This window comes from Bartonella sp. MR100HLJHH, from assembly GCF_042194215.1.
GTDB lineage: Bacteria > Pseudomonadota > Alphaproteobacteria > Rhizobiales > Rhizobiaceae > Bartonella > Bartonella grahamii.
Genome location: NZ_JBHIMR010000006.1, coordinates 15,334 through 34,145 on the forward strand (window position 1 = coordinate 15,334; position 18,812 = coordinate 34,145).

Genomic DNA, 18,812 nt, shown 5'->3' on the forward strand with positions numbered 1-18,812 from the left:
CAATTCATGAAAGCAAATCAACTCGATATTCTTATTGTTCCTGGCTACAAAGGATCTGGTCCAGATCATTGGCAAACACGCTGGGAAAAAAAATTGTCGACAGCCCGCCGCATTGAACAACTCCATTGGTCAAAGCCTGTTTGTGAAGAGTGGGTTAACAAAATTAAAACTGCCATCGCAAAAGCTCAAAGGCCTGTTATGCTTATTGCTCATTCATTAGGAGTTCCCAGCGCTATTCATGCAACGGTACAAAATACAGAAAAAATTTGCGGCGCTTTCTTTGTTGCACCTCCAGATGTCTCCAATGAGAAAATACGTCCCAAACATTTAATGACATTTGGCCCCTATCATCGTCAAAAACTGCCTTTTCCTTCTATTGTCATAGCCAGTCGCAACGATGAGTTTTGTCAATTTTCAGTAGCAGAAAAAATTGCCAATGATTGGGGATCACTCTTTGTTGATGCTGGGTATTCTGGCCATATTAACGCAGAATCCGGACACGGACCTTGGCCTGAAGGGCTTATGGTCCTCTCTCACTTTCTTGCAAAAATTTGATCAAAGAGAGGCAATCTTCTTTCTCATCACTTATGTATCTTCACCTTTGGGTAGACGTGTAATGACAAAAATTATAAAAGTATCATAGCAATATCATTGAGAAATTCTATCAATTAGGATAGTATCATTCACTAATGTTATTAAAACCTCTCAAGATAAATAGAGAATCATGATGAATCGTCGCCACCGTATCTATGAAGGCAAGGCTAAAATTTTATATGAAGGACCTGAACCAGGAACTTATATTCAATTTTTTAAAGATGATGCAACTGCCTTTAATGCAAAAAAACATGAGATTATCGACGGAAAAGGGGTTTTAAACAACCGAATTTCGGAACATATCTTTAGCCATCTTGGGCGTTTGGGCATCCCAACACATTTTATCAAACGTATAAACATGCGCGAACAGCTTATTAAAGCAGTGGAAATCATTCCGTTGGAAGTTGTTGTTCGCAATGTTGCTGCCGGCTCTCTTGCTAAGCGTTTAGGACTGGAAGAAGGAACCCCGCTTCCGCAAGCCATCATTGAGTTCTACTATAAAAATGATTCTCTCGATGATCCTATGGTAACGGAAGAACATATCACAGCTTTTGGGTGGGCTGTCCCACAAGAGCTAGAAGATATCATGCAACTTTCAATTCGTGTTAATGATTTTCTTTCTGGGCTTTTTGCCGGTGTTAACATCCAATTAATTGATTTTAAAATGGAATTTGGTCGCCTGTGGGAAGATGAAACGATGCGTATTGTTCTTGCTGATGAAATCTCACCTGATTCTGCACGACTATGGGATATGCACACACAAGAAAAAATGGATAAAGACCGTTTTCGTCGTGATATGGGTGGGCTTATTAATGCCTATCAAGAAGTTGCCAAACGCCTTGGTATTATGAATGAAAACGAACCAACACGACCAAGTGGTCCCGTTCTCGTAAAGTAAAAACAGGGCAAAAAAAACATCACCTTATATAAGTACCCCTCTTCAAAGGAGAGGTTCTTTTAACAAGCAGGAAGCAAAAAATGAAAGCACGCATTACGGTTACTTTAAGAGAAAGCGTTCTTGATCCACAAGGAGAAGCAATTGTCGGTGCTTTAAAAAGTTTAGCTTTCGAAGGCATTCAATCCATTCGTCAAGGAAAGGTTTTTGATATTGTTCTTGATGATCTACCTTCTGAAACCGCAAAGAAAAAACTTGAACAAATGTGTGAAGAGTTACTCGCAAATACTGTCATTGAAAATTATACAATCGAACTTTTTTAAGTGGAACACTCATGAAAACTGCCATCATTCAACTTCCTGGATTAAATCGTGATCGAGATATGGTTGCAGCATTACACCATATAACGGGAGTTGAGCCACTAAAAATTTGGCAAACAGAAACAACAATTCCAGATGTAGATGTTATTATTATTCCTGGTGGTTTTTCCTATGGAGACTACTTAAGATGTGGTGCTATTGGAGCGCGAACTCCCATCTTAAAAGCCATTCGTGAAAAAGCACAAGAAGGTACTACAATAATAGGTATCTGTAATGGATTTCAAATTTTGTTGGAAGCAGGATTATTACCTGGAACTTTAATGCGTAACGCTTCTTTAAAATTTGTTTGTCGTGAAATCAAACTTGAAGTCGTTAACGCCAAGACGAAATTTTCTCGATATTATTCTCAAGGACAAATTATTCGTTGTCCTGTTGCCCATCACGATGGAAATTATTTTGTTGATAGTGAAACATTAAAGCAAATGGAAGACAATGAACAAATTGTTTTTCGCTATGCAGAAAATACAAACCCGAACGGCTCAATGAAAGATATTGCTGGTATTGTTAATAAAGCTGGTAATATTCTTGGTATGATGCCTCATCCTGAAAACTTTATTGAACCCGCCCACGGAGGTATTGACGGTCGTTTACTTTTTCAAAGTGCTTTAGAGTTGGTAAATGGATGATGTTGAAAAAATACTCGCGCTCTATGATTGTCAAAAACAAGGATCTATACTATTCCTCGCATCGTAAATCTATGAACAAAGCTCTTCACAAACAACAATGGATATTATTTTCTAAACACATAAGTATTTAAGACCATTTTAGTCTTAAATCCCACCAAACAAACGAACAAAAACTTCAGATTAATATCTATAACTATTTATTATTAAACAACATTATTGCTTATAATATAAGCTACTAGATTAAAAAAATAAAAATGCTAAATTTCGATTAATTTAACGGATAAATACTCATGAAGCCTTGCAATAACATCATTATTACACCAGAACTCATTGCACAACACGGGCTAAAAGAGGATGAATATCAACGTATCCTGACGTTAATCGGTAGAGAACCAACATTTACTGAACTAGGAATTTTTTCTGCAATGTGGAACGAACATTGTTCCTATAAATCATCTAAAAAATGGCTAAAGACTCTTCCGACAGAAGGAAAATGTGTCATCCAAGGACCTGGTGAAAATGCTGGTGTTGTCGATATTGGCGAAGGGCAATGTGTTGTTTTCAAAATGGAAAGCCATAACCACCCTTCTTATATTGAACCTTATCAAGGTGCAGCGACAGGTGTTGGTGGTATTTTACGTGATGTCTTTACAATGGGAGCCCGTCCTGTTGCTGCTATGAATGCATTGCGATTTGGTGCTCCTGATCACCCAAGAACACGCCATCTTGTTTCTGGTGTTGTTTCTGGAATTGGTGGTTACAGCAATGCTTTCGGCGTTCCAACTATTGGTGGAGAAGTAAATTTTGATGAGCGTTATAATGGCAATATCCTTGTTAACGCTTTTGTCGCCGGTATTGCAAAGACAAATGCCCTTTTTTATTCTAAAGCGCAAGGTATTGGACTCCCTGTTGTTTATCTTGGTGCAAAAACAGGACGTGATGGTGTCGGTGGAGCAACAATGGCTTCTGCTGAATTTGATGATTCAATCAGTGAAAAACGCCCAACTGTTCAAGTAGGTGATCCTTTTACAGAAAAATGTCTCCTTGAAGCATGTTTAGAGCTCATGGAACTTGGAGCCGTAGTTGCTATTCAAGATATGGGGGCAGCAGGACTCACCTCTTCTGCCGTTGAAATGGGTGCAAAAGGAAATCTAGGGATACAGCTTAATCTCGATACAGTTCCTGTTCGAGAAGAAAACATGACAGCCTATGAAATGATGCTTTCTGAAAGTCAAGAGCGTATGCTCATGGTTCTTAAACCAGAACTAGAAAAGCAAGCAGAAGCAATTTTTCATAAGTGGGGGCTACATTTTTCTATCATTGGAAAAACAACCGATGATTTACGTTTTCGTGTATTTCATCAAGGAGAAGAAGTTGTCAATCTTCCCATCAAAGAGCTTGGTGATGAAGCGCCTGTTTATGATCGTCCTTGGAGTGAACCGGCAAAAAAAACACCCTTGAAAGCAGAAGACGTCAAAAAAGTTGAAAATCTTGGTGATGCGCTTTTGACCTTATTGAATTCTGCTGATCAAAGTTCACGGCGATGGGTTTATGAACAATATGATACCCTTATCCAAGGAAATAGCCTTGTTTGTCCAGGAGGTGATGCAGGCGTTATCCGTGTAGGAAACAACAGCAAACGTGCTCTTGCTTTTTCTTCTGATGTAACACCTCGTTATTGTGAAGCAGACCCTTATGAAGGAGGAAAACAAGCTGTAGCAGAATGCTGGCGAAATATTAGTACGACAGGTGCAACACCACTGGCTGCGACAGATAATCTCAATTTTGGTAACCCTGAAAAACCTGAAATTATGGGACAGCTGGTTTTAGCTATTAAAGGTATAGGAGAAGCTTGTAGAATCCTCGATTTTCCTATCGTTTCAGGCAATGTTTCTCTTTACAACGAAACAAATGGGGAAGCCATTCTTCCAACCCCCACAATTGCTGGTGTAGGACTTCTTAATGATTGGTCTAAAATGGTAACAATAAGTGGTATGCAAAATGGAGATATTCTTGTTTTAGTAGGAAATTTCGGCTCTCATTTAGGACAATCAATTTATGCACGTAACATTTTAAATATTGATGCAGGTGCCCCCCCCCCTGTAGATTTACAACTTGAAAAAAAGCATGGTCAATTTGTTCGAGATGCCATTAATAGCGGTTTTGTTCACGCCGCCCATGACCTTTCTGACGGAGGATTAGCGATAGCACTTGCTGAAATGGTGATTAAAGCAGGTAAAGGAATCAAAGTAACGTTAAGCAATAAATCACCCCATCATGCAGAACTTTTTGGAGAAGACCAAGGACGTTATCTTTTAGCCGTCAAACCTCACTCTCTCAATAGTCTTAAAGAGCGTGCACAAATCAATACAGTTTCTTTAACAGAGCTAGGTCAAGTTGAGGGAACTTCTCTCAATATAGATGGGATATTAACACTTTCAGTAGACAAACTCACAAAAGCCTATGAAAACTGGTTTCCACAATTTATGGGTGAAGAGTAAAAATTGTTTTTTTCTCTTAAACAGCCTTTATAAAAAATGAATAACATAGGAGAATAATGATGGCAATGAGTGCCCATGCAATTGAAACGCTTATTCGTGAAGGCATTCCTGATGCTACTGTAACAATTCGTGATCTTGCTGGAGATGGGGAACATTACGCTGCAGAAGTTATTTCTGAAAGTTTTCGTGGTAAAACCCGTATTCAACAACATAAAATGGTCTATGATGCCCTTAAAGGCAATATGGGAAATGACCTTCACGCCTTAATGTTGCAAACAAATATCCCAAAATAATCTAAAATTTCTTCTTGCATTCACTCATTTAATACGATTAAAAACAGTATGAATATAAATTACACACTTATAAAAATCTGAAATATCGAGGGATAAAAATGACCACTGTTCATGATTTTATTGACAACGAGATTAAAACAAACGACGTCATTTTATTCATGAAAGGAACACCTGACGCTCCGCAATGCGGGTTTTCAGGACAAGTTGTTCAAATCCTTGACTATTTAGGATTGAATTATAAAGGAATTAATATCTTAACTTCTAACGAATTGCGTCAAGGAATTAAAGATTACTCAAATTGGCCAACAATTCCACAGCTGTATATCAAGGGTGAATTTGTCGGAGGCTGTGATATTGTTAAAGAGATGTTTCAAAACAATGAGTTACAGGAACTTTTGAAAGAAAAAAATATTCCCTGTAATCAATCATAGGTATCTTTCATTTTATTCAGACTCTTAAAAAGAGCTGTTTTCAGACGAAATTTCTATTTCAAGGATGCCATATGTCATATTCAGTCGATGAACAAACGCATAGTGATGCGATTAGAAAAAAAATTGGCTATAAAGAATTTGTTATTCTTATTGCTTCGCTCATGGCTATTAACGCTATAGCTGTTGATATTATGCTGCCAGCTATGCCTAATATTTTAGATGGCTTAAATGTTCTCAATGAAAATGATCAACATTATATCATTTCGAGTTATCTTATTAGCTATGGTATTGCTCAAATATTTTTCGGTCCAATAAGCGATAGGTATGGACGACGTAAACTTATTCTTATTGGTCTTGCTTTTTATTCATTTACGGCGATTGGCTGTGCCTTTGTAACTGATTTTTCTCTCTTACTTATTTTGCGTATCTTACAAGGTATTGGAGGGGCTGCTATGCGGGTTCTTACAGTTTCCGTCGTACGTGATCTTTACAGTGGTCGAAAAATGGCAGAAGTTATGTCTATTGTTATGATGGTTTTTCTTGTTGCACCAATGGTTGGTCCCGCAACAGGACAGATCATTTTACTGCTCGGACATTGGCAATATATTTTTATTTTCATGGCAATGATTGGTTTCGGGTTGATGATTTGGATTCAATTCCGCTTGCCGGAAACTCTTTATGCGCAACGCTCTCTTTCCTTTTCTTCAGTCAAACATAATTTATGGATTGTAATAACCAATCGCACAACACTTTGCTATACACTAGCAACTTCGATTATTTTAGGCTGTATCTTTACTGCCGTTAATACATCACAACAAACGTATGAAGGGATCTATAATCTAGGACTTTGGTTCCCTATTGCCTTTGCAGTTGGTGCTGCATTTCAGGCTTTCTCATCATTCATGAACTCTCAACTCGTTGGACGCCTTGGAATGCGGCGTATTGCTCATACTATGCTTTTGCTCTTTTGTATCACTTCATGTGTATGGTTTATTGGCTCTATCTTAACAGATGGTATTCTTCCTTTTGCTTTTTACATGCTGTTATTCTGTATATTGATGTTTGCCTGCGGTGGCATTATGGCCAATTTCAATACACTCGCTCTCGAATCTGTGGGGGAAATTGCTGGAACAGCTTCTTCTGTATCCGGCTTTCTTCAAACATCTATCGGTGCAGGACTCAGCTTTTTTATTGCCCAACAATTTGATGAAACAACCATCCCAAACTCAGCAGGATTTTTCTTTTTGAGTCTCGCTGCCATACTTCTCGTCTTATGGGCTGAACGTGGGCATCTTTTTAGGCAATATCATAGCAATCCTAACGAATAAATATTACTACGAAAGATTAATAACATCTCTCTTGAACAATAAGGAGATAAACCGATCAGACAAATAAAACATCTCCAAATAGAACACTCTTGTGTTAAACAATCACATTGTTTGTTTAAAGGTACAGCTCTGTTTGTTTAAAGATACAGCTCTCAAAATATCAAATCATTTCACGACAGCCCCCATAAATGCTGTAATGTTAAAAAACAGTTTTGATTGATTTAACCTGAACAAGATCGAAATAGAAAAAACTCACGCTTTAGGTTTTTCTTTCAATATAAAAATAATAAATTATCCTTATAAATTAATATCTTACACAATCATGAAACCATAGGGAATTTTCCCCATTTATAAAATACATTTAATTAATAAATTTTCCTGATTTTGGAAATCCTTTTGGAACCAAACGTCCGACGCCTGCACGCGTTCCCATCCATTCAAAGAGATCGTCCGCCTGACGGTTAAAGATTCGTTCAGCTGTATCTTGCCAACTTAAGCCTTCTGATAAATTAAAAGTCTTGGCATCAACAACACCACCTTCTTTATAACGCTGTAAACGAACACCTTTACCGCGATTCATTTCTGGTATTTGTTCAATAGAAAAAATAAGCATTTTACGGTTCTCACCAACCACCGCAACATGATCACCATTTACTTGAACACAAAGCTTTACCTTATCAGGAGCTTTCACATTCATCACTTGCTTTCCTTTTCGTGTATTGGCGATCACTTCTGCAGAAGAAACAATAAAACCATTACCGTGAGATGAAACCAAGAGCAATTTTTCCTCAGCGTGATGCACAAAAGCTGTAAGAACATCGTGCTCATCATCCATATCAACTAAAAGACGAATAGGTTCACCATGTCCCCGCCCTCCAGGTAAACTATTTGCACCAATAGCAAAAAACTTTCCCCCCGTACTTATCAGCACAATCTTGTCGGTCGTAAATGCTGGAAATGCTAACTTTAAACTGTCTCCTTCTTTAAAAGAAAGTGCTTTATAATCGTTCAAATGTCCCTTCAAAGCACGCATCCACCCCTTTTCAGAAATAACAATAGTAATCGGCTCTTTTTCGATCATTGCCTGTTGAATATCATCAAGATCATGTCTAGGTACCTCTTCAAATGTCGTACGTCTTTTTCCTAAGAGTGTTTCAGGACCAAAAGTATTTCGAACTTTTTTGATTTCTTCTGAAATTATTTTCCATTGTTTTATAGGAGAAGCCAACAAATTCTGTAGCTTTTCTTTTTCAGCTTTCAAACTTTCAAATTCTTTACGAATTTCAAATTCCTCAAGCTTACGCAAAGAACGCAAGCGCATATTAAGAATAGCTTCAGCTTGATTTTCTGTTAATTCAAAACGACTAATCAGCTGCTTTTTAGGTTCATCCTCTTCACGAATAATCTGAATAACCTCATCAAGATTTAAATAGGCAATAAGATATCCATGAAGAATTTCTAATCGACAATCAATTTGATCAAGCCGATAATGAGAGCGACGAATAAGGACTTCTCGACGATGTTCGAGCCATTGCTGTAAGCTCTCACGCAAAGAGAGAACATTGGGTATTTTTCCCAAAGACAAAACATTCAGATTAAGGGGAAATCTTACTTCAAAATCAGTCAATTTAAAAAGAGACTCCATAAGAAGCTCCGGATCAACCGTACGATTTTTAGGAACCAGCACGATTCTGATATCTTCTGCTGATTCATCTTGGATATCCTCAAGCATTGGCAATCGCCGTGCAAGCAATAACTCTGCTGTTTTTTCAATAAGACGTGACTTTTGAATCTGATAAGGAATTTCAGTCACAACAATCACATAAGAACCACGGCTACCCGATTCCTGATGCCAACGTGAACGCAAACGAAAGAATCCACGCCCAACACGATAAGATTCCTCAATACTTTTTTTAGGCTCAACTAAAATTCCCCCTGTCGGGAAATCAGGACCAAGAACGAATTGATTTAATTCCTCATCATTTACATCGGGATGCGCAATCAAATGGAGCGCTGCATCACAAAGCTCAGCAACATTATGAGGTGGAATAGATGTTGCCATACCAACAGCAATACCAGAAGAACCATTTGCTAAAAGATTAGGGAAAGCTCCTGGTAAAACAACAGGCTCTTCATCTTCTTCATTATAGGTTAAACGAAAATCGATAGCATTCTCATTAATTCCTTCAATTAACAATGCAGCCACTTCAGTCATACGTGCTTCCGTATAACGCATGGCAGCAGCATTATCACCATCAATATTACCAAAATTGCCTTGCCCATCAACCAACGGATAACGAACAGCAAAACTTTGAGCCAAGCGCACCAAAGCATCATAAATAGACGCATCCCCATGAGGATGAAATTTTCCCATGACATCACCGACAATCCGCGCACATTTCGCATAAGACTGTCCTGGATTTAGTTTGAGAAGACGCATCGCATGAACAATCCGCCGGTGGACAGGCTTCAATCCATCACGTACATCAGGCAATGCACGGTGTGTAATCGTAGAAAGTGCATAAGCCAAATAACGTTCCTCTAAAGCAGAACGTAATTCTATTGGTTCAATATGTTCTTTATCAAAAGGTAAATTCATTTTATCAGACATAGTATTAAAATAACAATTCCCACAATAATAAGAAATTATTTTATAGGATTTATTTAATGAAATCTTCTATGAGTCGACTTTTTTATTAAAAGTCAATTACATAAAAACAAACGCCGCGATTAGAACATGAACAGAAAATTATATCAATTTGAAAAATTTATACATGTCCTTCCCCCTTGTCCTAAGTGATTTATTGAAAGCTTTGTCAAATCCGACAATAATTTAACTGCTCACAAAGAGTTATTTCATCTCTTTTTGGAATGACAAAAGCACCTTTCAAACATCATCTTTTATTATTTCAAACATCATCTTTTATTATAAAGGTAAATTGTATAACAACCCCATTCAGTTTTTCTATGAAAAACTAAAAAAATATTCAAAGCTTATAAAATTTAAACTTTTCAGAATAAGTTCATAGAATAGAAAACCGTATTATTCTCATAAAAACGAAGAGACACAATTCTCTGCTACAACATTGTAAAAACTTCAACAAAAAATAAATAATATATTGACTTATAAAGATAATTCATTTTTTTCAACTAAAATGAGACTCCCAAAACTTATAGAATTCTCTTATTTCTAATTTATTCATGATAAAACAATCACAATCATTTCCTCACCTATCACAAGGGGGAGAGGCATTATAAAAACAAGGAATAAAAATGCCTCGTAAAGAATCAACACAATGGCGTTTTTGTCTATCTAAATTTCACAAACAGCACACACACACGATGCTCTTGAGAGACATCAAAACTTCACTCTACATAAGAAAAAGATGAAAACAATCCATAATCAACTTTATGAGCTATTTTTGTGAGTAGGAGCCATACGGATTCCTAAATCACGTAATTGTGTGGGAGAAACATCAGACGGAGCACTCATCAAAAGATCAAGTGCCTGTTGATTCATAGGAAATAAAGCAACTTCACGCAAATTTTTAACACCTTGCAACAGCATAATGATGCGGTCAATTCCCGCAGCCATACCACCGTGTGGCGGAGCCCCATAATGGAATGCACGATAAAGACCACCGAAACGATCTTTCACAACTTCCTTAGAAAGTCCTACAAGTTCAAAAACTTTAAGCATCATTTCTGGTAAGTGATTACGAATTCCACCTGATGCAATTTCATAACCATTGCAAACAAGATCATATTGAAAAGCTTTAAGAGTAAGAGGATCTTGGGTCTCAAGAGCATTTTCTCCCCCTTGAGGCATGGAAAAAGGATTATGTGCAAAATCAATCTTTTTCTCATCTTCATTCCATTCAAAAAATGGAAAATCAACAATCCAAGCCAAAGAGAAACTCTCTCTATCGAGAAGATCTAATTCTTCCCCTACCCGTGTACGGGCTGCTCCAGCAAAAGATGCGAATTTTTTTGGATCTCCAGCCACAAAAAAACAAGCATCACCACTTTCAAGTCCAAGCTGTATACGGAGCGCTTCAGCTCGCTGTTGACCAATATTTTTGGCGATAGGCCCTGCTCCTTCAAAATTTCCTTTTTCTTCACGCCAAAAAATATAACCGAGCCCTGGTTGCCCCTCGCCTTGTGCCCATACATTCATACGATCACAAAAAGCACGACTTCCACCCGTTTTAGCCGGAATAGCCCACACTTGTGCATTCTCATCATTCGCTAAAATTTGAGAAAAGACTTTGAAACCAGAATTATAAAAATGTTGAGAAACATCTTCCATAATGATCGGATTACGTAGATCAGGCTTATCAGAACCATATTTTTGCATTGCTTCATCATAGGAAATGCGAGGAAAGCTCTGTGTCACAGTTTTTCCATCTGCAAATTCTTCAAAAATAGAACGCATAATAGGTTCCATAGTTGCTAAAACATCTTCTTGCTCAACAAAACTCATTTCAACATCTAATTGATAAAATTCACCAGGAAGACGGTCGGCCCTTGGATCCTCATCTCTAAAACATGGAGCAATCTGAAAATAACGATCAAAACCTGACATCATTAACAACTGTTTATATTGCTGTGGTGCTTGCGGTAGCGCATAAAATTTTCCCTGATGAACACGACTTGGAACCAAAAAATCACGTGCTCCTTCCGGCGATGAAGCTGTCAAAAGTGGCGTCGTAAATTCCGTAAAACCATTATTTTGCATAGCCCGTCTCATAGCCGCAATAATTTCAGTCCGACGCATGATATTTTTGTGCATAGTCTCCCGACGCAAATCAAGAAAACGATATTTTAATCGAATATCTTCTGGATAATCAGGCTCACCAAAAACCGGTAAAGGAAGTTCATCAGATTTTGAAAGAATTTCTACCTCTTGTGCAAAAATTTCAATCTCACCTGTTGGAAGCGTTGCATTAATAACCTCATCAGAACGTGCACATACCTCTCCATCCACACGAATAACCCATTCAGAACGCACTTTTTCAATAACTTTAAAAGCCGGCGAAGCAGGGTCAGCAACAATTTGTGTAATTCCAAAATGATCACGTAAATCCACAAAAAGAATTCCTCCATGATCACGAACACGATGAACCCATCCCGAAAGACGGACTTGTGCTCCTACATCACATCTACGAAGAGCCGCACAATGATGACTGCGATAACGGTGCATGTTTTTTGCCTTTGATTATAATATTCATATGCGCTACAAACGCTTTTTAATAACCATTTGTCAAGATATGAGAATAAAAACTCAAAAATAAAGTCAATAAAGGACAAATTTAATTTATCGAATTATAATAAAATGATGAATCTTATTACACAAACAACAGATCTTGAAATTGCACTTAACGCTCTACGTACCTCTGATTTTGTAACAGTCGATACTGAATTTATCCGCGAGACAACTTTTTGGCCTCAACTGTGTTTAATCCAGCTCGCATCACCAGATGTCACAGTTTTGATTGATCCCATAGCACCAGATATTGATTTACAACCTTTTTTTGACCTTATGATCGATAAAAAAGTTGTAAAAGTTTTTCATGCTGCGCGCCAAGATATTGAAACAATTTATCATCTTGGAGGTGTTATTCCTTCCCCTCTCTTTGATACGCAAATAGCAGGATCAATTTGTGGGTTTGGTGATTCTATCTCCTATGATCAAATTGTACAACGTTGCACGGGGCATCATCTTGATAAATCTTCCCGCTTTACAGACTGGAGTTGCCGACCTTTGTCTGAAAAACAACTGCTCTATGCACTTGCCGATGTAACCTATTTAAGAGATGTTTACCTGTTATTGAAAAAAAGGTTAGAAAAAAATCAACGTGCTCACTGGATGGATGATGAACTAACAATCCTTTTAAATCCTAAAACCTATGATATGCCAGAAGATGAAGCATGGAAAAAAGTGAAAGGACAAATTAAAAAGCCTCGTGAACTTGCTGTATTACAAAAGATAGCAGCTTGGCGTGAACGTGAAGCACGAAGATACAATATGCCACGTCGTCATATCATAAAAGATGAATGTCTTATAGAAATAGCAACCCAACAACCAAAAGATGAATCTGCATTAAAACGATTGCGCAGTCTTAATAAGAATTGGGATAAACTCTCAATTGCTCAATCATTAATCAAAGCTGTCCACGAAGGTTTAGAGGTGGATCTTTCTACTTTACCCCCCATTCCTAAACATAATCCACTCAATGATACGACGGTCGCTGTTATCGATCTTCTTAAAGTGTTATTAAAAATTGTTGCAAGCGAAAACAGCATTGCCCCTAAAATTATCGCAACATCTAATGATTTAGAAAAAATTGCCAATGGAGGAATAAAGAAAAATATTCCCGCTATGAATGGCTGGCGCTATGAAATTTTTGGTAAAAAAGCCGAACAACTGCTAAAGGGGCAGATAGGGTTTTACTTTAACGATGGAAAAATAAGCACAAAACAGCTTTAATTTACATTTTCATTTTTAAAAATCCATTACGCTACTTATTATCTACATAAATTGGTATGCCCTATGGACCAACGCAAATAGGATAACTAAAGCCTACTTCTGACAAAATTAAAAACTTAAATAGTAAACTCTTATTAAAAATGACAGCTAAATCTTTATCCGGTCAATCAAATAGCAATCTTATTAAAAAATCTAAAAAACAAACAGATCCTCATTTAAAAGTTTTAAAAAGAAAAAGTTCTTATAATAAAAGCGCATTCGTTACAAAAATAGCAGCCTAGCAATAGGAACAAACAAAGATATAATGCCTCACGTCACCCTATCGTATTAAAAAAACTACCGAGATTACAATCTAACAATCAAAACCATTCTCTTGCACACCATAAGCGGGGCTGGCGTATGGGTAAAAACTGTACAAGAAAGGACTAAAATGGCTCTTATGAATCGTCTCAAGTGCCAAGGACTGTCGCAACATTGGGAGCTAGCAAATATAATGATGGTGCCGGCTTGCTTCTTCACAAACGTAAAGATAGTGGTGCTCAATGGCTTTATCGTTATACAATTCATGGACGCCGCCGTGAAATGGGCTTGGGTGCCTTGAGAGATGTCTCTTTAAAAAAGGTCGTGACCCTATTAAAGTATGAAATCGCAGAAACCATCCTAGGTCATACAGTCGGAAGACAAGTAGAGCGGTGCCCTATCGTCGAACAGACTATCTAGAACAGCGCCGTGTCTATATGGATAAATGGACGGCTTATGTTACAGATCAAAGCTAAGATATGGGATACATAACCCCATTATTTGTGGATGACTTTCTCTCCCTTTTCTCTCATATCGTCTCAATAAGAAGCATAAATAATCACATCAGAAATTATATAATAAAATATTGTTTTTTATAAATTAAATACCTTTCAAAGGATTCGAAAATATGGTTAATAAATGCTTATGATTTGTTTCTATTTTTTATAGTGAAAGAATTTTATAATGACAGAAAATGATATTCTTTTAGCGGGCCGTGAAAGTGCAAAACTGTTTCATATGAGTGTTTCAACATTCCGGCGTCATATTACCAATGGATCTTTACCAAAACCTTTCAAATTTAGTTTTTTATCGCGTTTATTACAATCGAATCTTTTGAATGTCATCGAGCAAGCTAAATAGCAACGTCAAAATGACACAGCATAAAAAGAAAACCTTGTCACGTAAGGATGGACAAGGCTTTTCATTTTCACACGAAGCTTATGACATGCAAAATCCATTCTGTGATGCAAGTAACTGGATAAAAAAATTATATTTTCTTTTATGAATGCTCAGGGCATTACAAATGCCTTACGTGGGGGATGACACGGGCGTTATGGAACAAAAAGCCCCCCCGTTGTCCAGCTCATGATGATAGGTTGCCTAATTTATCCCTTGTCAATGGCACTATTATAAGACATAAAGCCCGAATAAATTAGAAAAAAATCAAAAAATTTCAAAAGCAAAAGGTTTTTTTATTATTTTTGATAACTTCTTTAATCGTCCAAGAGGACGTTCTCCTAATAACCCAGCGTAATTCTTTGGGATCTGCAAAATAATATGATCTGCTTTTTTACGCCACAATAGATGAGGTAAAATACCTGCAACAGAAGCACTAAAAAGATGAGCAATCCGCATAGTTTCGCCAAGAATACGTGCTTTTTCAATTATATTTTGAGTTGCTAATTGAAAAATGGGGAGAGATTCTTTATCAACCAGTAAACTTGTATTGCGAAAAAAAACAGCAAGCGCCGCATAAAGGCGCCCTTCATGAGAAATTCCTGGATAAGATCCTAAAGCTATTTGATTTGCTGCTTCATTGCCTCGATAATCTGGATGTATACGCCAACCAATATCCGCAAGAAGACAAGCGGCTTGACGATAACGGCATTCATTTTCAGTTTCTGAAATTCCAAAAACTTCAAAAGCATTCGTCGTAAAATCAATGAGTTCTTCTGCTTGTTTTGGTGAACGTGCCCGTAAAATAGCCATTTCTGTGCATGCTGCAATGAGAGGATCTGAAAGTCGAAGCGCCTGCGGCAATCGTGAATAAAGAAAACCTTCACGAACGCCAGCACCAGAAAAAATTATCTTTTCAAACTCCATACACTGAATGAGTTCAATAAGAACTATTGCCCCATAAGATAAAAGTTTCCGACGATTCTGAGAAACCGCTGCAATCCCTCTCATATTATCAATATTGCCACGTGCTACAAGACGTAAAAAGTTCTCCATTTCAACGGCATCAACTTCATAGCCATGCATAACAGGGAGCCGATAGTGTTTCATTGCCATATGGAGTTTTGCCAAATTACGCCATGTCCCCCCTACTGCATAAAAATAACGTGCTATACCTTTACGAGTCCGAACAACAGACGATTTATAAAGTTGCTCATGTACAATTTTTGTAGCTACAGCACTATCATTATTTGACATATACTGTAGCCTTAAACCACCCAATGGGAGAGTTATCCCTTCACCAACATCAGAATGATTAATATCAATCAGCTCAAGACTTCCACCACCAAGATCCCCAGAAATACCTTTTGGTTGATAAAAAGTAGACACAACTCCATATGCTGAATACATAGCTTCTTCACTTCCTGAAAGAAGATATATTTTACTTTGCAAAATATCTTCAGCATGCTGAATAAATGCTACGCCATTCTTTGCATCTCGTGCTGCTGCTGTTGCTAAAGTATAGACCTCATCTGCCCCAATCTGTCGACAAAGCGTACGAAACCGTTTCAGTGTTTGCAACGCCATTTTCATCGATTTTTCTTCTAAAAATCCTGTTTTTGCCACACCATGACCGAGACCACAAAGAATCTTTTCATTAAACAAAACCGTTGGTGAGCGAACAAGCCCCTCATAAATAACCAACCGAACAGAATTTGAGCCAATGTCAACAACAGCAACAGGCTTACGCCCTTTTAACCGACCTTGAGCATCTATATATGTCATTGGATTTTAATCTTTATGTATTTCGGCTTGTTGCCGACGCAACGCAATCAAGCGCGAAACAGAAGATTCAAAGGACTCTTTTCTCCCCGCAAAACTTGTATTAGCCATAAAATACTCCTGCGCATTAAACAGACTTTCACCTATCTGCGGTGTGATACGTTTTGATGTTCCATCCTTAAGTATATCAAAGCTTTGTTGATTATCAATGATATTAGCCAACATAATTTGTAAAAGAATTTTTTGACGCACTATTTTATTAAAAACTGGAACCAATATTTCAATACGATAGTCTAGATTACGAGGCATCATATCAGCAGAACCTAAGTAAACAAGTGCATTTTCATTAGGCAAATCTTGACCATTCCCAAAACAAAAAATGCGACTATGTTCAAGAAAACGCCCGACAATTGATTTTACACGAATATTATCTGAAATTCCTAGAATACGAGGACGTAAACAACATATCCCCCGCACAACCAAATCAATTTGCACCCCTGCTTGACTGGCACGATATAAAGCATCAATAATTTCAGGATCAACCAATGCATTAACTTTCATCCAAATAGCAGCAAACCTTCCCTGTTGTGCATGAGCAATTTCTCCCTCAATATGCTCTAAGATACGACCACGCAATGTTAAGGGTGAAAAAGCAATCTTCATTGTTTCATTCGGACGCTCATATTGCGCAATATAATTGAACAATAACGCAACATCATGAGCGATATCATCATCCTTGGAAAAAAAAGAAAGATCCGTATAAGTTTTAGCGTTAATGGGATGATAATTCCCTGTTCCAAGATGAACATAAGAGCAAAGACGTTTTCCCTCACGTCTCACAACCAATGACATCTTGGCATGAGTTTTTAATGCAATAAAACCAAAAATAACTTGAACCCCAGCACATTCAAGATCCCGTGCCCAACGAATATTTGCTTCCTCATCAAAACGTGCTTTAAGTTCTACCAAAGCAGTCACAGACTTTCCCTGTTCAGCTGCTTCAATCAAAGCTCCAACAATTGGACTATCGTTTGATGTACGATAAAGTGTTTGTTTGATTTCCACAACATCAGGATCGCAAGCAGCTTGACGTAAAAATTGGACAACAACATCAAATGTCTCATAAGGGTGATGAATCACAATGTCATTTTCACGAATAGCCGCAAAACAATCCCCTTTATGTTCACGAATACATTCTGGAATACGGGGAATATAAGGAATAAATTTGAGATCATTACGGGGGATAGAAACAATTTCTGATACCATATTAAGCGCTAAAAATCCATCAAGAACATTAATACAATTATCAGGAACAGCAAGACTATTCGCTATAAACTGGCGTAAACTCTCTGGCATTTTTGCGTCAAATTCAACTCGAATAACCTGCCCACGGCGCCGCCTTTTGAGAGCAGTTTCAAAAAAATGAACAAGATCCTCAGCTTCTTCTTCGACTTCAATATCACTATCTCGGATTACTCTAAATGTACCAATTCCTTTAACCTCATAATTAGGAAATACATGTTTAATAAAAAAGCAAATAACATCTTCAGCTGCAATAAAACGAAAATGATTGCCCTCTTGAGGAAGAAGAATAAAACGCCTCAAAAGCATTGAAATAGACAACAGCACTGTGTGTGAGTTATGATCAGTTTCTCCAGACAATTGAAGCGCAATAGAAAGCCCTAAATTAGGAATAAATGGAAAAGAATGGGTAGAATCAACAGGCAAAGGTTTTAAAACAGGAAAAATTGTCTCAAGAAAATACTTTTCAAGCCATGATTTTTCAATTTCTGAAAGATCATCAGAACAAATAATTTCAATATTATTCTTTTTTAATTCATCACGTAAAACATTCAATTCTCGTAGTTGGTGAGCCTGCAGCTTTGAAATCTCAGCTAATACAATATCAAGTTGTTCCTGTGGAGTGTGCCCATCTGCACTGCACGCTGTAACGCGAGCACGAATTTGAGTTGCTAGCCCAGCAACACGAACCATAAAAAACTCATCAAGATTTGCAGCTGAAATAGAAAGAAATTGTAGGCGTTCTAATAAAGGATGTTTCGAATTAGCCGCTTCCATCAAAACACGATTATTAAATTGTAGCCATGAAAACTCTCGATTAATAAACCGTACCGGATTTTTCATTGTTATATTCGATATAGAAATTTTATCTACCACCCTCTGTTCCATATATCCTAAATAATTTTCTTTTATATTTTCTAAAATCCTTGATGAAATATCTCATATAACATTTTATAATATGTTATCATCATAGTAATATATCAATGCCTAACT

At 37.3% G+C, this 18,812-nt stretch carries 14 protein-coding genes and 1 pseudogene; 11 read left to right on the plus strand and 4 right to left on the minus strand.

Going from position 1 to position 18,812, the window contains the following annotated elements; genetic code table 11:
- The first annotated feature begins 6 nt into the window (after positions 1-6).
- The 8 genes from ACFIJ7_RS04735 to ACFIJ7_RS04770 all read left to right on the plus strand — a co-directional run bounded on the left by ACFIJ7_RS04735 (position 7) and on the right by ACFIJ7_RS04770 (position 7,048).
- Positions 7-555, plus strand: a complete 549-nt coding sequence (locus ACFIJ7_RS04735) for an RBBP9/YdeN family alpha/beta hydrolase (protein WP_375635908.1) — start codon at positions 7-9, stop codon at positions 553-555.
- 172 nt (positions 556-727) lie between these two features.
- Positions 728-1,492, plus strand: coding sequence for a phosphoribosylaminoimidazolesuccinocarboxamide synthase (gene purC, locus ACFIJ7_RS04740; protein ID WP_375635931.1), 765 nt, complete (start codon positions 728-730; stop codon positions 1,490-1,492).
- Positions 1,493-1,572: 80 nt separating this feature from the next.
- Entirely contained in the window at positions 1,573-1,812 is a 240-nt protein-coding gene (gene purS / locus ACFIJ7_RS04745; protein ID WP_375623949.1) for a phosphoribosylformylglycinamidine synthase subunit PurS, read from the plus strand.
- 11 nt (positions 1,813-1,823) lie between these two features.
- Positions 1,824-2,495 carry a phosphoribosylformylglycinamidine synthase subunit PurQ gene (gene purQ / locus ACFIJ7_RS04750; protein WP_273788188.1) on the plus strand — a complete coding sequence of 224 codons (672 nt, stop codon included), beginning with the start codon at positions 1,824-1,826 and terminating at the stop codon, positions 2,493-2,495.
- A gap of 290 nt (positions 2,496-2,785) precedes the next feature.
- A complete protein-coding gene (gene purL / locus ACFIJ7_RS04755; RefSeq protein WP_375644733.1) occupies positions 2,786-4,996 on the plus strand; it encodes a phosphoribosylformylglycinamidine synthase subunit PurL in 2,211 nt (736 codons plus the stop codon).
- 59 nt (positions 4,997-5,055) lie between these two features.
- Entirely contained in the window at positions 5,056-5,289 is a 234-nt protein-coding gene (locus ACFIJ7_RS04760) for a BolA/IbaG family iron-sulfur metabolism protein (RefSeq protein WP_375635930.1), read from the plus strand.
- Between the two features lie 98 nt (positions 5,290-5,387).
- Positions 5,388-5,720 carry a Grx4 family monothiol glutaredoxin gene (gene grxD, locus ACFIJ7_RS04765; RefSeq protein ID WP_015856495.1) on the plus strand — a complete coding sequence of 111 codons (333 nt, stop codon included), beginning with the start codon at positions 5,388-5,390 and terminating at the stop codon, positions 5,718-5,720.
- Positions 5,721-5,791: 71 nt separating this feature from the next.
- On the plus strand, positions 5,792-7,048 hold the full coding sequence (locus tag ACFIJ7_RS04770) for a multidrug effflux MFS transporter (RefSeq protein ID WP_375644734.1): 1,257 nt from the start codon (positions 5,792-5,794) through the stop codon (positions 7,046-7,048).
- A 361-nt stretch (positions 7,049-7,409) separates the two neighbouring features.
- On the opposite strand, the gene parC is transcribed toward ACFIJ7_RS04770, so the two are convergent.
- On the minus strand, positions 7,410-9,659 hold the full coding sequence (gene parC, locus ACFIJ7_RS04775) for a DNA topoisomerase IV subunit A (protein WP_375644735.1): 2,250 nt from the start codon (positions 9,657-9,659) through the stop codon (positions 7,410-7,412).
- 798 nt (positions 9,660-10,457) lie between these two features.
- On the minus strand, positions 10,458-12,251 hold the full coding sequence (gene aspS, locus ACFIJ7_RS04780) for an aspartate--tRNA ligase (RefSeq protein ID WP_375635895.1): 1,794 nt from the start codon (positions 12,249-12,251) through the stop codon (positions 10,458-10,460).
- 132 nt (positions 12,252-12,383) lie between these two features.
- Here aspS and rnd point away from each other — a divergent pair, with 132 nt between their 5' ends.
- From rnd to ACFIJ7_RS04795, 3 genes and pseudogenes are all read left to right on the plus strand, one after another.
- Positions 12,384-13,538, plus strand: a complete 1,155-nt coding sequence (rnd, locus tag ACFIJ7_RS04785) for a ribonuclease D (RefSeq protein WP_375644736.1) — start codon at positions 12,384-12,386, stop codon at positions 13,536-13,538.
- Between the two features lie 430 nt (positions 13,539-13,968).
- Positions 13,969-14,159 (plus strand): annotated as a pseudogene (locus tag ACFIJ7_RS04790) (Arm DNA-binding domain-containing protein); the annotation flags it as partial.
- Positions 14,160-14,522: 363 nt separating this feature from the next.
- Positions 14,523-14,699, plus strand: coding sequence for a helix-turn-helix transcriptional regulator (locus ACFIJ7_RS04795; protein ID WP_375635893.1), 177 nt, complete (start codon positions 14,523-14,525; stop codon positions 14,697-14,699).
- 303 nt (positions 14,700-15,002) lie between these two features.
- On the opposite strand, the gene ppx is transcribed toward ACFIJ7_RS04795, so the two are convergent.
- Complete coding sequence (ppx, locus tag ACFIJ7_RS04800) at positions 15,003-16,520, minus strand: exopolyphosphatase (protein WP_375644737.1); 1,518 nt, start codon at positions 16,518-16,520, stop codon at positions 15,003-15,005.
- Between the two features lie 6 nt (positions 16,521-16,526).
- On the minus strand, positions 16,527-18,707 hold the full coding sequence (locus ACFIJ7_RS04805) for an RNA degradosome polyphosphate kinase (RefSeq protein ID WP_375635891.1): 2,181 nt from the start codon (positions 18,705-18,707) through the stop codon (positions 16,527-16,529).
- Between the last annotated feature and the right edge of the window lie 105 nt (positions 18,708-18,812).